This window comes from Butyrivibrio sp. VCD2006 (genome assembly GCF_000423925.1).
In the GTDB taxonomy this organism is placed as follows: domain Bacteria; phylum Bacillota; class Clostridia; order Lachnospirales; family Lachnospiraceae; genus Butyrivibrio.
The window spans coordinates 13,599-27,452 of the sequence record NZ_AUIX01000053.1 but is presented as its reverse complement, the minus strand read 5'-3'; the positions used below and the strand labels follow the sequence as shown (position 1 = coordinate 27,452).

16 protein-coding genes and 1 pseudogene are annotated in these 13,854 nt (G+C 41.3%); 3 read left to right on the top strand and 14 right to left on the bottom strand.

The window, feature by feature from the left end; all coding sequences use genetic code 11:
• The 5 genes and pseudogenes from G586_RS27580 to G586_RS0116345 all read right to left on the bottom strand — a co-directional run.
• Positions 1–172 (bottom strand): helix-turn-helix domain-containing protein (locus tag G586_RS27580; RefSeq protein ID WP_081674380.1); only part of this gene is annotated, 172 nt, incomplete at its 3' end.
• 44 nt (positions 173–216) lie between these two features.
• Positions 217–633 carry an IS200/IS605 family transposase gene (gene tnpA, locus G586_RS27575; protein ID WP_026528255.1) on the bottom strand — a complete coding sequence of 139 codons (417 nt, stop codon included), beginning with the start codon at positions 631–633 and terminating at the stop codon, positions 217–219.
• A gap of 108 nt (positions 634–741) precedes the next feature.
• Positions 742–996 (bottom strand): annotated as a pseudogene (locus G586_RS23535) (flavodoxin family protein); the annotation flags it as partial.
• Positions 997–1,016: 20 nt separating this feature from the next.
• Entirely contained in the window at positions 1,017–1,874 is an 858-nt protein-coding gene (locus tag G586_RS0116350) for an aldo/keto reductase (RefSeq protein ID WP_026528579.1), read from the bottom strand.
• A gap of 17 nt (positions 1,875–1,891) precedes the next feature.
• Positions 1,892–2,365, bottom strand: a complete 474-nt coding sequence (locus G586_RS0116345; RefSeq protein WP_026528578.1) for a flavodoxin — start codon at positions 2,363–2,365, stop codon at positions 1,892–1,894.
• Positions 2,366–2,498: 133 nt separating this feature from the next.
• On the opposite strand from G586_RS0116345, the gene G586_RS23530 reads away from it, so the two are divergent.
• On the top strand, positions 2,499–3,338 hold the full coding sequence (locus G586_RS23530; RefSeq protein WP_051204864.1) for a LysR family transcriptional regulator: 840 nt from the start codon (positions 2,499–2,501) through the stop codon (positions 3,336–3,338).
• A gap of 81 nt (positions 3,339–3,419) precedes the next feature.
• Here G586_RS23530 and G586_RS27570 read toward each other — a convergent pair whose 3' ends face one another.
• The 7 genes from G586_RS27570 to G586_RS25180 all read right to left on the bottom strand — a co-directional run bounded on the left by G586_RS27570 (position 3,420) and on the right by G586_RS25180 (position 7,620).
• Positions 3,420–3,569, bottom strand: a complete 150-nt coding sequence (locus tag G586_RS27570) for an NAD(P)H-dependent oxidoreductase (protein WP_442852457.1) — start codon at positions 3,567–3,569, stop codon at positions 3,420–3,422.
• Between the two features lie 21 nt (positions 3,570–3,590).
• Positions 3,591–3,875, bottom strand: a complete 285-nt coding sequence (locus G586_RS26675) for a hypothetical protein (protein WP_196811626.1) — start codon at positions 3,873–3,875, stop codon at positions 3,591–3,593.
• On the bottom strand, positions 3,859–4,185 hold the full coding sequence (locus tag G586_RS26670; protein ID WP_026528576.1) for an SDR family NAD(P)-dependent oxidoreductase: 327 nt from the start codon (positions 4,183–4,185) through the stop codon (positions 3,859–3,861). The genes G586_RS26675 and G586_RS26670 overlap by 17 nt, the downstream gene beginning before the upstream one ends.
• A gap of 1 nt (position 4,186) precedes the next feature.
• Positions 4,187–4,963, bottom strand: a complete 777-nt coding sequence (locus G586_RS0116320; RefSeq protein ID WP_026528575.1) for a helix-turn-helix domain-containing protein — start codon at positions 4,961–4,963, stop codon at positions 4,187–4,189.
• Between the two features lie 67 nt (positions 4,964–5,030).
• Entirely contained in the window at positions 5,031–6,170 is a 1,140-nt protein-coding gene (locus G586_RS0116315; protein ID WP_026528574.1) for an aldo/keto reductase, read from the bottom strand.
• 71 nt (positions 6,171–6,241) lie between these two features.
• Complete coding sequence (locus G586_RS25185; protein ID WP_155834231.1) at positions 6,242–6,904, bottom strand: MATE family efflux transporter; 663 nt, start codon at positions 6,902–6,904, stop codon at positions 6,242–6,244.
• 98 nt (positions 6,905–7,002) lie between these two features.
• On the bottom strand, positions 7,003–7,620 hold the full coding sequence (locus G586_RS25180) for an MATE family efflux transporter (RefSeq protein WP_051204862.1): 618 nt from the start codon (positions 7,618–7,620) through the stop codon (positions 7,003–7,005).
• A gap of 200 nt (positions 7,621–7,820) precedes the next feature.
• Between G586_RS25180 and G586_RS0116305 the strand changes: the two genes are divergently transcribed.
• Together G586_RS0116305 and G586_RS0116300 are read left to right on the top strand one after the other, a co-directional pair.
• Positions 7,821–8,702, top strand: a complete 882-nt coding sequence (locus G586_RS0116305) for a LysR family transcriptional regulator (protein ID WP_026528573.1) — start codon at positions 7,821–7,823, stop codon at positions 8,700–8,702.
• A 186-nt stretch (positions 8,703–8,888) separates the two neighbouring features.
• Positions 8,889–10,919 (top strand): methyl-accepting chemotaxis protein, encoded by a 2,031-nt coding sequence (locus G586_RS0116300; protein ID WP_026528572.1) that lies wholly within the window; start codon positions 8,889–8,891, stop codon positions 10,917–10,919.
• A 244-nt stretch (positions 10,920–11,163) separates the two neighbouring features.
• Here G586_RS0116300 and G586_RS0116295 read toward each other — a convergent pair whose 3' ends face one another.
• Entirely contained in the window at positions 11,164–12,639 is a 1,476-nt protein-coding gene (locus G586_RS0116295) for a sugar ABC transporter ATP-binding protein (RefSeq protein ID WP_022762039.1), read from the bottom strand.
• A gap of 25 nt (positions 12,640–12,664) precedes the next feature.
• Positions 12,665–13,762, bottom strand: a complete 1,098-nt coding sequence (locus tag G586_RS23520; RefSeq protein ID WP_051204861.1) for a substrate-binding domain-containing protein — start codon at positions 13,760–13,762, stop codon at positions 12,665–12,667.
• Between the last annotated feature and the right edge of the window lie 92 nt (positions 13,763–13,854).

Here is a 13,854-nt window from a genome sequence, read left to right as displayed (position 1 = left end):
CATTTAGCATTTCCTCTAATTCAATCACTCTGGCTATTAACCAGATTACATAATCAGGTGTTTTGCGTGTGCCTTGTTCCCATGTTTGTACTGTTCGTACATTAAGATGGAAACGCTTCGCAAACTGACCTTGTGAGAGTCCTGTTTTTTGGCGTAACTCTAAAATTGTCATAAGTATTACCTCTTGAGATTATTATACAACAATGTTGTATAGTATCAAACATTTTTACCCTGATTCTCAATGTAATGTTTTAGAGTATCACTACTGACTTCACCTATGGAACTTATGAAGTAACCATCTGACCAGAATGTTCTTTCTTTCCAAAAACATTTACTCAAGTAAGATGTGTATTTCTTCCAAATATGGAAGGTAGTGTAGGATTTTAGAGTTCTGATATAATCTGACAAATTGATATTTGGAGTTGTTTCTATCATCATATGTAGATGATCCTTATCAGCTTCCATGTAATGTATCTGCACATTATGTTTGTCAGAGATAGTTTTTGCATGTGTCTTCATGTCTGAAGAAATATTATTAGCACTTAGTAAATGTCTACGATATTTACATACTAAAATTAAGTGGTAACGAAGCAGATATTTATTTCGATTTCCATGTTTATATTCTTTATTCATGGAATAGAATTATATCTTTTTTATCTCGCTTAGGCGAGATGTTGATTTAGTAGAACGGCTTTCATCCCATCAGCTAAAGCTAATGGGTTTTCAGCCGAAAGCAATTTTATAAACTGGCGATGCAACGACAAGTCCATCTGCTTCCTCGAATTTGAGAGCAAGCTCATTAACCACATCATTAAATACACACTTGCCTTTTTCAGCACAGGCTCGGCATGCTATGCAGCCCCTGACATCCTTGTTTCCGACAAGTACAACTTCCGTTTCTATGTCTTCTGATTCAAACACCTTTACCATTTCATCAAGAGCAAGACTTGTGTTACCACCTACTCTTGGACTTCCGTTAATGATAAGCACCTTCATAAAGAAACCTCCCTATCCAATCAATGCAGATTCAGTACGAACTTCACAAAAGCAGGATCATCATGGTTTACGATCTCGCTGTGTCCCAGATCCTTGGCAGCTACCTTAGCCATCTCTTCATCAGTGAGTTCAAAATCCCAGATATCGATGTTCTGTTCCATTCTCTCCACATGCACTGACTTGGGGATGATGGAAACGCCTCGCTGGGCATTCCACTTCAAAGCAACCTGTGCTGCACTCTTATCATACTTCTTTCCAATCTCTGTAAGAACAGGATCTGTGAAAATCCCATGTTTTCCTTCTGCAAGAGGTCCCCAGGCCTGAGGAACAACGCCATAAGCCTTCATATTCTCAAGTGCTGCTTCCTGTGCAAAGAAGGGATGAAGCTCTACCTGATTTACAGCCGGAATTGTTTCTACTGTCTCGCAGAGGTTTGTAAGAATAGCAGGATAGAAATTTGCTACACCTATAGCCTTGGTCAATCCTTCCTTGTATGCCTTTGTGATTCCGCGATAAGCAGCGAAGTAATCACCCATTGGCTGATGAAGGAGAATGAGATCTGCATAATCAAGTTCCATCTTACCAAGCGATGTCTTTACTGCCTCATAAGCAGCGTCCTCACTCTTCATATCATTGACCCACACTTTGGTGGTTATGAAAAGCTCTTCCCTTGTGGTCAGACCATCAGAAATAGCACGGGCAACTGCTTTTCCAACAGCTTCTTCATTTGCATAAGCGACTGCGGTATCGATAAGACGGTATCCTGTCTTGATAGCGTTATAAACTACCTCTTCGCATTCTTTTAAGTCCGGAATCTGAAATACTCCAAATCCCTCAAGTGGCATCTTTGCTCCTGTGTTAAGTGTAATGTACTCCATAATAGAAATCCTCCTTCTTATCTGAAATTATTCTGTGTGAGCCATTCATCCAGCCCTTCTATTTCCTTGTTAAATAGTCCAGCAACAACATCCGCATTTCTTGCTGACGCTTTTGCATCCTTAAGTGATGTGGTCATGTAGTTATGATCATCTGTATAAGAGTTCGCAAAAAGATAAATCTTTTTTCCTTTCCAGTCCGGATAGGATTCCAAAAATCTCCATACAGGAAGCGGTGATGTGTACCACCAGATAGGAAATGCCAGAATCAAGCTATCGTATTTTTCCACATCCGGAAGAGGTGTCTTTATCTCCGGTCTTATCTTCTTTTCTATCTCTTCCTTTGCCTCTCTATATGCACAAGTGTTGTAATCTTCATTGTAGGGTACCTTTCGCTCGATTCTGAACATATCGGCTCCGGTCTTCGCCACAATCTGTTTGGCAATCTTTTCTGTATTTCCGCTCCATGAGAAATACGCTACAAGTGTCTTCATTTAAACCGCCTCCTGTTTTATAAGCGATGTTTATGTTCTATGTTTTGATGATACCCCGTATATTCAGCTGTGTAAAATTGAACTTTCGTATTATAATATACTTGTTGCGTATATTAATCTTTGGGAGTATATCATGATCGAGACATATCTTCTGGAGCACCTTGTAGCTTTTAAGAATCACAGAACATTATCCGAAGCAGCAGAAGCACTTCATCTTACGCAGCCTACACTTACCAGATCCATGAGCAAGCTCGAGGACGAGTTTGGAGTTAAGCTTTTTGAGAGGGAGAAAAAAAGACTGTATCTTAATGATACAGGTAAGATAGCTGCAGAATATGCAGAAGATATTCTTCACATGCATGAGGCCATGGAAGAACAGGTACGTCTTTCTGACAGAAGAAGCAAGACCATAACTGTAGGATCCTGTGCACCTGGTCCGCTTCTTGAGCTGATGCCAAGACTATCAACGACATTTTCTAATATGGCATTGTCAACAGAGATGACAGATGAAGATACCCTGATTGCAGGCCTTAATAACAAGACATATCAACTGATAATCCTCAATCATCAGCTTGAAGGCGAAGTCTATCATTCCCAGCACTGTGGGTCAGAACACCTTTGTGCATCACTAATACCGGAGCATAAACTTGCATATGAAAGCTCCATCACGTTCAAGCAAATGGATGGTGAAAGTTTTCTTATGGTATCTGAAGTCGGAGTATGGGATGCTATCGTCCGAAAGCATATGCCAAAATCAAAATTCCTTCTTCAATCGGGAGCAGAATCACTTATGGAAGTAGCAGAGACTTCATCCCTGCCAACATTTTCGACCGATCTTACCAACCGTGTTCTTGGAATGCGCCACAACAGATTCTCTGTTCCGTTTTCTGATAAAGATGCACAAATGGACTTCTACTGTATTTGTCTGAAGTCAGAGTATAAGAATTACATAAACTGGTTCAAGAGATTATGATATTTCTTCATACAATGAATCTCCGGAGTGGCGCGCAAACTGGGAATTGCTCCATGAATTCCCGTAGCACCACTGGACCATTTAATTGCGAGATAACGAAAAACGTATGGTTCGTGGTAAACAAAATTCGGTTTCAACGCCATCAGAATCAAATACCTTCACCATCTCGTTTATTGCGATAGACGTGTTGCCGCCAATTCTTGGGCTTCCGTTAATGATAAGTACTTTCATAGCCATGTCTCCTTCCTGCTTTTAATAATCTGTCTTTACAGATATTTTCTCCCACTTATCTATCTCATTAAGTCTGGCATTTAATGCACCCCGGACTGCTGAAATAGCATCTGTTCCAAGAAGAAGCCTTAAAGGAGTCTCATCACTCTCAATAGCTTCTATTAGAGGAATACCTGCCTTATCCGGATCTCCGGGCTGCTGTGCCTTGTTCACATTCTGTTCAACAGAACGAAGCCAGGCAGTATCTTTATAATCCTCCAGCGTGTTCTTTGACCCTTTAAGTGAACTGTCATAAGTTTGTATCAAACATCTTTCGTACACCTTCATCTTCAGCTTCCTCGACTGAAGATCTGTATGCATAACCTGCATTGTTTACAAGGACATCTATCTTACCAAATTTATCGGTTGCAGTCTTAACACAGTTTTTAATGCTGTTTTTATCCGTAACATCCAACACCACAGCAAGAGCTGTTTCAGGATACTTTGCCACTATGTTTTTTACTTTATCAGTATTTCTCGCAGTGACTACCACGTTGTAGCCTCTTTCAAGAGCATTTTTCGCGATTCCCGCACCAATTCCGCCCTCTGAGCAGCCAGTAATAAGCCATGTTTTCATGTTATTCACCTCTCCTTCCCATGCTGGTAAATGATTTGTTATAGGTTTTCTTTCTGTATTCCTTAGGCGTAACGCCTTCATATTTTTTGAAAAGTGCAGAAAAATGACTCTCCCCGGCGAATCCCAGATATTCAGCTATATCTGTGCAGCTGTACTCGTTGTAGGAAAGAAGATATTTTGCTACTGTAAGCTTCTTATGTCTGATATAATCCGATACTGACATCCCGACCTCTTTTGCAAAAACCGTAGACAACCAGGACGCATTCATCTCATGCTCATCAGCAAGCATCTGTACAGTTATCCTGTCATGCAAATGGTTTTCAATATAGTCCATGCACTGGAGAATCTTTGGTGAATACTCCTTGTACTGGTCGTGATACCCCTTCATCCTTTCAGCATAATCAAGCATCATTTCCTCATATAATGCCTTGATATCATCTACTGAATTCATGGCATCCATTCTGCGTATATACAGATCCGACAGACCATAGGACTCATCTGACGGCATACCGCCTTCAATGCAGAATCTGCAGCAGGTCGTTATGGTTGAAACGAATAGATATCTCTGCTGCTGAAGTGGTGATTCTGACAGCTTTGGGAAAGTTTTCTTTCTGTGCCTTATAAGATCCTTCTTCAACGCAGATATTTCTCCATTTTTGACCAGTTCAAAGGATGACATCTCCTGGCTTAATGTCGCATGAACAAATTCCTCTTCGCGCTGCTTAAACAGGTAGTCCGAAAGCGCAGCATCCATTTTTTTAATCACTTTATCCTGCATATAATGTCGTCACCTCTGTAAACGCTAGTTCATATCTGACAGATATATTCCGAACTTCCGATATGTCTTAATTCTCAAAATGAGCTGCAACCTTCTTCAGGTTCTCGATTATCGGCAAATGCTGAGGGCATACCCCTTCGCACTGACCGCAGGCGATACAGTCACTGGCTTTTCCAAAACCACTGTTAACCAGATTTCCATAATTGGTAAAGTTTATAGTCCATCCCTTCTTTGCCATGTCTTCTCTCATATTTTCATTATAAAGAGAAAAATACTTAGGAATAGCTATCTTCATAGGGCATCCCTCTGTGCAGTAGGAGCATGCTGTGCAGGGTATCGCAATTTGATTGTTAATGATCTCTGCGGCCTTAAAACACATATCCTTCTCATCATCAGACAGCGGCTTGAACTCCTTCATATAAGATGTATTGTTATCCATCTGCTCGAGGCTGCTCATCCCTGACAGTACTACCATGACATTCTCAAGGCTGGCTGCAAATCTTACAGCCCAGCTTGGAATGGACATTTCAGGATCACAATCCTTAAACAGCTTTTTGGCATCTTCAGGGAGATTTGCAAGTGTACCGCCCTTTACCGGTTCCATTACAATGACAGGTTTTCCATGCTTTACTGCCACTTCATAGCAGGCTCTTGACTGAACCCATTCACTCTCCCAGTCAAGATAATTTATCTGAAGCTGAACAAATTCCATCTCAGGATGGTTAGTAAGTATTTCATCAAGAAGCTCAGGCGTATCATGGAACGAGAAACCTGCATGACGTACCATACCTTCTTTCTTTTTATCCAGAAGCCATCCAAAGCAGTCAAGATCTTCATATTTCCGGATCATTCCCGCTTCAATACCATGTATAAGATAATAGTCAAAATATCCTGCTCCAGTCTTTTGAAGCTGTTCATTAAATATCTTGTCACGATCCTCTTTAGTATTTATGAATCCGGCATGAAGCTTTGTAGCCAGAGTAAAGCTTTCCCTTGAATGTCTTTCTACAAGTGCCTTTTTTACGACATTCTCACTGTTAAACCCGTTATACATCCAGGCGGTATCAAAATAGGTAAAGCCTCTCTCAAGGAACATGTCCACCATTTTTGAAACCTGCTCCACATCAACATCTGCATCATTGGTTTTATCAATAAGCGGCATGCGCATCATTCCAAAACCAAGTTTTTTTGTCGGTTTAAAGTCCATAAGATACCTCCTACTTACCTTATATTTCCTTACTAATTACTTTATCACAATGAACTGTCTGACATAATCTTTTACACATTGCCAAGGCCAAGTTCTTTTATTCCTGATTCATTGAAGCTCTTCTTCCACAGTGCCAGCGCTACCGGTATAACAAGTAATTCAGCCATAATAAATGCTGTCCAGACAAGGCTGATCTGTTTTGTTCTGCTTAGCACAAAAGCGAATGCGAGGGGGAGCATAGCCTGCCGGAGCATTGTTATATACATGCTTCTTGTTCCCTGAGAAAGCCCCTGGAGAGCAGCTGCCAGAACAAGGCTGGGTATGGAAATTAAATAAGCAGTAGCCAGAATCCTGATGGCAGGAACTCCGATTTTCATCATATGCTCAGAAGCATCAAACAGGCTTAGCATCTGCATCGGGAAAAGCTCAAGTATCATGAAAAATACTATGAACAGTGCGACTCCATAAATAACTGCCCATTTTACCGAATCACTGATGCGTGATCTTTTTCCTGCGCCATAATTATATGCAACTATAGGAATAAGCCCATTATCAATTCCATGAACTCCAACCGTAACGACATTCTGCATACGGGCACAGACTCCGTATACTGCAACAGCTGTGGATGAGAATGAAAGCAGGATTGAATTCATTCCTATGTTTACAAAAGAAGTTAGTATCTGGACAACAGTTGAAGGTATTCCGACCTTAAGGATATTTTTAACACTTTCCATATCAGGGCTAAAGGTGAATGAGAATGGTATTTCTTTGTTCCATCTCTTATTTATGACAATACCGGCAAGTAATCCCACGCACTGTCCTATAACAGTAGCTATCGCAGCTCCTGTTGTCTCAAGCCTTGGAAGCCAAACATTCCGAATATGAAAATTGGATCGAGTATCAGATTGGTGATAGAAGCTGCTGACAGTGTAAATATAAAGAGGCTTGATTTTCCACTGGCTATTACAAAACGGTCAAACACCCACTGCCCCATCTGTCCAAAAGAAAAGATCATGCAGATGGTCAGATACTGTCTTCCATATCTGGCAATAGTCTCATTGCCACCAGCCTGCCAGTCATAGTATAGACGGACAAACAAAAGACAGATGATCACATTTATTATCCAGCAGCATACTGCTATAAAGATGGCTGCATTTGCTGCATTCTTAACCTTGTCGGGACGCTTCTCTCCCAATGCTTTAGATATTACTGCGTTTAGTCCTACCGCATTTCCAAGACCAAGAGATGAAACGATCAGCTGTACCGGTCCGGCAAGAGAAAGTGCTGTCAGGGCATCTTCTGAGATTCTTGATACAAAGACCGAATCCACAAGGTTATAAAGAGAGTTGATAAGAAGACTGAACATCAGCGGGATTCCGGTAGTGATCACAAGCTTGTTTATCTTCTCTGTTCCCATGATGTTTTCTTTGGATAATATTTCTTTAGCCATAGTGCGCTCCCTTCTGTATGGAATCTGCGTTTTTTGCTGTCTGTTGTCTTCCTGTTCCCATTATCATTCAGAATATATCTATAATCAAATACTTATATTGAATAGTTTGGTATAATAAATATGAATAGCAAAAACGAACCCTCCGGAGCGATGGTCACAATGTGGATAACAATGTGTATTGAATTATTAGGAGAGAAAACATGGATTTAAGAATAATGCAGTATTTCCTGGCAGTAGTTCGTGAAGGTAATATTTCAGCAGCCTCAGAAGCTCTTCACGTAGCACAGCCCTCTTTGTCGAGACAGATGAAGGAACTTGAGGAAGAGCTAGGCGCCACTCTTTTCATAAGGGGCAACAGAAAGATCACGCTCACTGAAGAAGGAATGGTTTTAAGAAAACGTGCTGAGGAGATAGTCGGCCTGATTCAACGCACAGAAGAGGAAATATCTCAGACCAGAGGCCAGATAACGGGAACAATTCGTATAGGTGCAGGAGAATCCAGAGTATTCAGTTTCATATCAAAAGCTGCCTCCCGGTTATCTGAAAACTATCCCGGAATTACAGTTAATATAAAGAGTGGAGATACCATCGACCTGATGGATGAAATAGCAAATGGAATTCTAGACTTTGCGATAGTTTTCTCAGATGTAGACGAAACACGTTATGACAGCATAACTCTTCCCATGGCAGACACTTACGGCATTCTTATGCGTAAAGATAGTCCTTTTGCATCTAAAAAATCCATCCGGTTTAGTGATCTTAAAGACGAACCGATTATCGTATCAAGAGGCGCGCAGAGACATTTTAAAAATGACCGGCTCCTATCAAAGCTTCGTATTGTAGCCACCTACAATCTAATATATAACGCTTCTCTTCTTGTTGAGAATGAACTGGGATATGCCATATGTTTTGACAACCTCATAAACACAACCGGTGATAGCCCCCTCACATTTGTTCCCTTGGATCCACTCATGGAAGTCCACGGTAATCTTATATGGAAAAAAAATGAAGTACAGTCACCGGCAGTTAACATTTTCCTAGACGAGATACATCAGCTGATTATCGGCAAAACAGACATATAAAAATGTTGTCTTCTCACGGCTGAACTCTATGAGTTAAATTAGTGCGACAGCCCTTTTTTTACGGGACAATATTTATAAAAAAATAATAAATTTTATATGTTATTAAGTATATGCTTGATGATTTTTTATGTGCTATAAAGTAAAATAAAATTGTTACTATATTATTGTTGTATGTGGAGGTGTTATATGGCAAGTAACAGCAGTTCACAGAAAAAAGGACAGAAACACATTAGTGCACAGCTTCTTTTGGTTTTGATTCCTATGGTTGCAGCTGCTCTTGTGATACTTACGGCATTTATTTCCATGAGGGCCAAGAGTGTAATTGAACAAGAGGCAACAAGTGGGCTTTATCAGGAATCAAGAGCTAATGCAGCTGACATTGCTCAAATGATTGAGGGTATAAAAAAGTACTATGACGGTACGGCAGATCTTTTGGAGAGTTCACCTTACGTAACTGATGCTGATATATTAAAAGCTCTGGAGCCCGGAATGAGTGAATATTCCGGAGTTGTAATTGACAGCTATCTTGCACTTGGAAAAGATGCATTTTATGATGGCGGCGGTTGGGTTCCCGATTCGGATTATGATCCGACTACGAGAGCATGGTATATTAACGGCTCAAGTTCGACATCCATCACTCTTGGAGATCCATCTGTTGATATGACAACAGGACAGATGGTTGTTTGCGGATCAAGATCAGTTAAGATGCTTGATGGAAGAAGCGGTGTGTTATCAGCTGATATAGTTCTAAAGGGAATTTCTGATACGGTAAGTACTTATACTCCTTCAGGAACAGGTAACAGTATGCTTGTTGGCGGAGGAGTAATTATTGGTCATGTTAATTCTGATTATGTTGGAAAATCAGCATCCGACCTTGGGGATGATGCATTTATTCAATCTGTTGCAAACGTTGTACACGCAGGCGGAACAAGTGAAATCCAAACAATCAAAGGAGCAGATGGTAAGGCTTACTACGTTTCTTTTGATCCTGTAGACGGAACTAACTGGACCATGATTTCTTACGTAAAAAAAGATGATGTACTTGCTCCACTTTCTGCATTTATAACAATAAGTGTAATTCTAGCAATAATCATGGTTGTTGCTGTTGGTGCAGCTCTTTACATTATCATAAGCAAGATGATCACAAAGCCTGTAACAAAACTTACAGACAACATTACAAGAATTGCTGAAGGGGACTTCAGTGTTGATATTGAAAGCGACGGAAGTACTAATGAAATCGGACATATGAATGATAAGATGTCTGAGTATGTAAAGAGCATGCGTAAATCCATGGGAGATATGAAGAATATCACCAACCAACTTACGACAGAAGCCGGAAATAGTAAAGACGCATCAGAAACTCTTAATGTTCAGGCAAATGAACAGTCCAACGCAATGCAGCAGATACACGGGGCAATGGACGGAATGGCTCAGGCGGTTACAGAGCTCGCAACCAATGCTACAACGCTTGCCCAGGAGGTATCAGTTCTTTCTGATAAGAGCCAGACTACAAAAGATACAATGGAAAACCTTGTCACCAAGGCGCAAAACGGTCAGCAGGATATGGCTAATGTTCAGCAGGGAATGCAGTCAATTGCTGAATCCATGGATGATATGAATAGTGTTGTAAGTACTGTTGATGAATCTGCCAAGAGGATTAACTCTATCATTGACATCATTGCATCCATTTCTTCACAGACAAACCTTCTTTCTCTTAATGCTTCAATTGAGGCAGCAAGGGCAGGAGACGCTGGAAAAGGATTTGCGGTTGTTGCAAGCGAGATTGGATCTCTTGCACAGAATAGTGCAGATTCAACCAAACAGATTGCTGATATTGTAAAAGAGATTACAGAGCAGATTCAGGAACTTTCAAGAAAATCTGAAGAAAACAAGGAAAAGATTGACAGAAGCGTTGAGGCTGTTAACGTTGCCGGAGAAACCTTTGAAGAAATCTTTAAGAGCCTTGATGAAGCAGGAACTATTGTTGGTGAGATGATTGAGAAAGTGGCAACTGTTGATGATATAGCAACATCTGTTGCAGCTATTTCAGAAGAACAGTCAGCAAGTACAGAAGAAGTTACAGCAACTACGACCAATCTGGCATCCAGTGCGGAAGCCGTAGCAGATAGCAGTAAAGGTGTTGAAGGAAGCGCAACAACAGTATCTGATTCTGCTGATCAGATTGCAGCTTTCCTTGATACATTTAAACTTGGATAAGTATTGCATTACTCGGATAACGTTAAGAATTAGAACTATAAAGAAGGGGCTGTCGCTTTAGATTGATAAAGAGCTGGAAAAGGTTGCCGGAGGAGTTAAAAAACCTGCCCGGCCGGTCAGGTTTTGATAGGAAATAAATGTGAAAAGAAGAAAAAGCTAAATTTGAATCCTGACCAAAATATACAATAATAAAATAAGGCTACAGGAACTGATGATTTTTGATTTTCCTGTAGCCTTTATATTTTTACATTGTCGCGTATCTCATTATAGTTTCTTCCGAGAATTCATCCTTTTGAAGTTCTCCTGTTATTCTGCCTTCATTCATGACGCAGATCCTGTCACAGGTGCCTATGAGCTCAGGCAGTTCTGAACTGACCATGATGATGGATAGTCCCTGTTCCAGAAGGGAATTCAGAATAGTGTAGATTTCACGCTTTGATCCTACATCGACACCTCTTGTCGGTTCATCTACCAGAAGTATCTTGCAGTCTGCAGCAATCCATTTTCCCAGAACAACCTTCTGCTGATTGCCACCGGACAGGTTCTTTACGTTTGCATCTCTCCCCGGTGTTCTGATATTGAATAGCTTGATATATTTATCAGCCGCATCCGTTTCCTTTTTCCTGATTATCTTGCCAAACTTGTTGCTATATAGCGGTAATGCAGGAAGGGATACATTAAATACCAGGCTGTTATTCAGCTGAAGTCCTTCTACCTTTCTCTCCTCCGGAACTATGCCAAATCCTGCTTCCAGAGCCTGTTTGATATTATCAAACTTACACTCCTTCCCAAAGAGTGTGATCTTCCCACTATCAATTTTATCTGCACCTATGATGGCTCTCAGTGTCTCTGTTCTTCCTGCTCCGGCAAGGCCCGCCAGACCCAGCACTTCTCCCTTATGAAGCTCCAGTGACACATTATCCAAAACACCTTGTCTTGTCAGACCATCAACCTTAAGGACTACATCTCCTATTTTCACATCTCTTGAAGGATAGATATCGCTCATCTGTCTGCCAACCATCTTTTCAACAAGCTTATCCGTATCGTAATCCTTCGTCATGCCATTCTCAACCAGCTGGCCGTCCTTCATGATGGTTACCTTATTACACAACTCGAAAATTTCCTTGAGCCTGTGTGAGATGTAGACAAAGGATATTCCCTGATCAGAGAGAGATTTCACCAGTTCGAAAAGTGTCTTTAGCTCCTCATCAGCCAGTACTGCTGTAGGTTCATCAAGAACTATTATCTTAGCATTCTTGGACAGAGCCTTGGCGATTTCAACCATCTGCCTCTTAGCCACACTTAAGTTACCTACGAATTCGCCGGGATCCACAGGCAGATTTACACGGTCCAGAACCTCCTTTGCATCAGCTTTCATCTTAGCGAAGTCAATTTTCCCAAATTTGTCCGTCGGATACCTGTTCTGATATATGTTTTCTGCCACGGTAAAATGAGGCAGGAGCATGAGTTCCTGATAGATAACAGCGACTCCCTTTTCTATCATCAAAGCAGGTGTCGGGTGTTCTATCTTTTCACCATCAATGATGATTTCTCCCTCATCGAGGGTATAAGCTCCTGACAGAATTTTCATCAGTGTGGATTTTCCTGCACCATTTTCTCCAACTAATCCCAGTATATCTCCGTCGCACAGCTCTATTGACAGATCGTCCAGTGCCTTGACACCCGGAAAAGACTTTGAAATATGATTCATCTTTAACATGAGCGTTTTCTTCCTTCACTTTTTATTACTGAAGACCTGTTCCAAGGTGCTCAGCAACGTTCTCTTTTGATACAAGAGTGGGAATACAGTTTACTACTTCATCCTGGGGCTGCTTTGTAAGTACATTGTATGCAGCGATCATAGCCTCGGGGGACATTGTAGGATAGATGATCGTGAATGCCATCTGTCCGTTCTCAACCATCTGGAATGCTGCTTCTTCGCCGTCCATACCTGTGATGAGAATGCCCTCGTTATCACGTCCTGCAGCAACTACTGTCTCAGCAACAGCTTCTGCCATGGGATCGTTGTGGCAATATATTGCCTGGATTTCGCCTTCACCATACTTCTGAAGCATATCTTCCATGTAGGAAGCAGCCTTTGCAGAATTGAAATCACAATCCTGTGAATCTACGATTTTGATATCAGGATACTTGGAAGCTATTGTCTCTTCGAAACCTGCCTGACGATCGATTGCAGCAGATGATCCGGTAGTTCCGCATACTTCTATGACATTACCTTTGCCGCCCATCATCTCTGCAAGCTTATCTGCAGCCATAACTCCCATTTCCTTATTATCAGCTACAACCTTTACAGTAACAGATGTATCTACTTCACGGTCCATTGTTACAACAGGAATACCTGCATCCATTGCCTCCGCAACAGCATCTGTCAGACCGTCTGATGTAAGAGGTGATACCATGATAAGGTCAACACCTCTTGATATAAGGTCCTCAATATTTGCAGCCTGAGTTGCAACGTCGCCCTGTGCATCCGTTTCAACCCACTGCAGATTCGGATAATGCTCCTTTGCGTATTCCTGATTTCTCTCCTTGATTGCGATTGTATATGCAGCATCAGTTGCTCTCTGTGCATATCCTATTGTAAAAGTTTCGTCTCCGCCGGGTTCATCTGCTGTGGCTGTTGCCTCGTCTTTTATCTCTTCTGTCGAAGCCTCTTCTGTAACTTCCTCTGCAGCCTCTTCTGCCACTTCTGTCGTCTCTTCTGCTACAGCCTCTTCTTTTGCAGGCTCCTCTGTCTTTGTCTCGGCAGGAGCAGATCCGCAGCCTGAGAGCGATACTACCATCACACCTGTTAATAATGCAGACAATACTTTCTTATTCATTTTCTTCCTCCTTATCTTATAAAAAGATACATGTAAGTTGCGACGAATTCTCTCTTCGTCAGTTCTATTTCACATCGGGAAAAGTGAGGGCA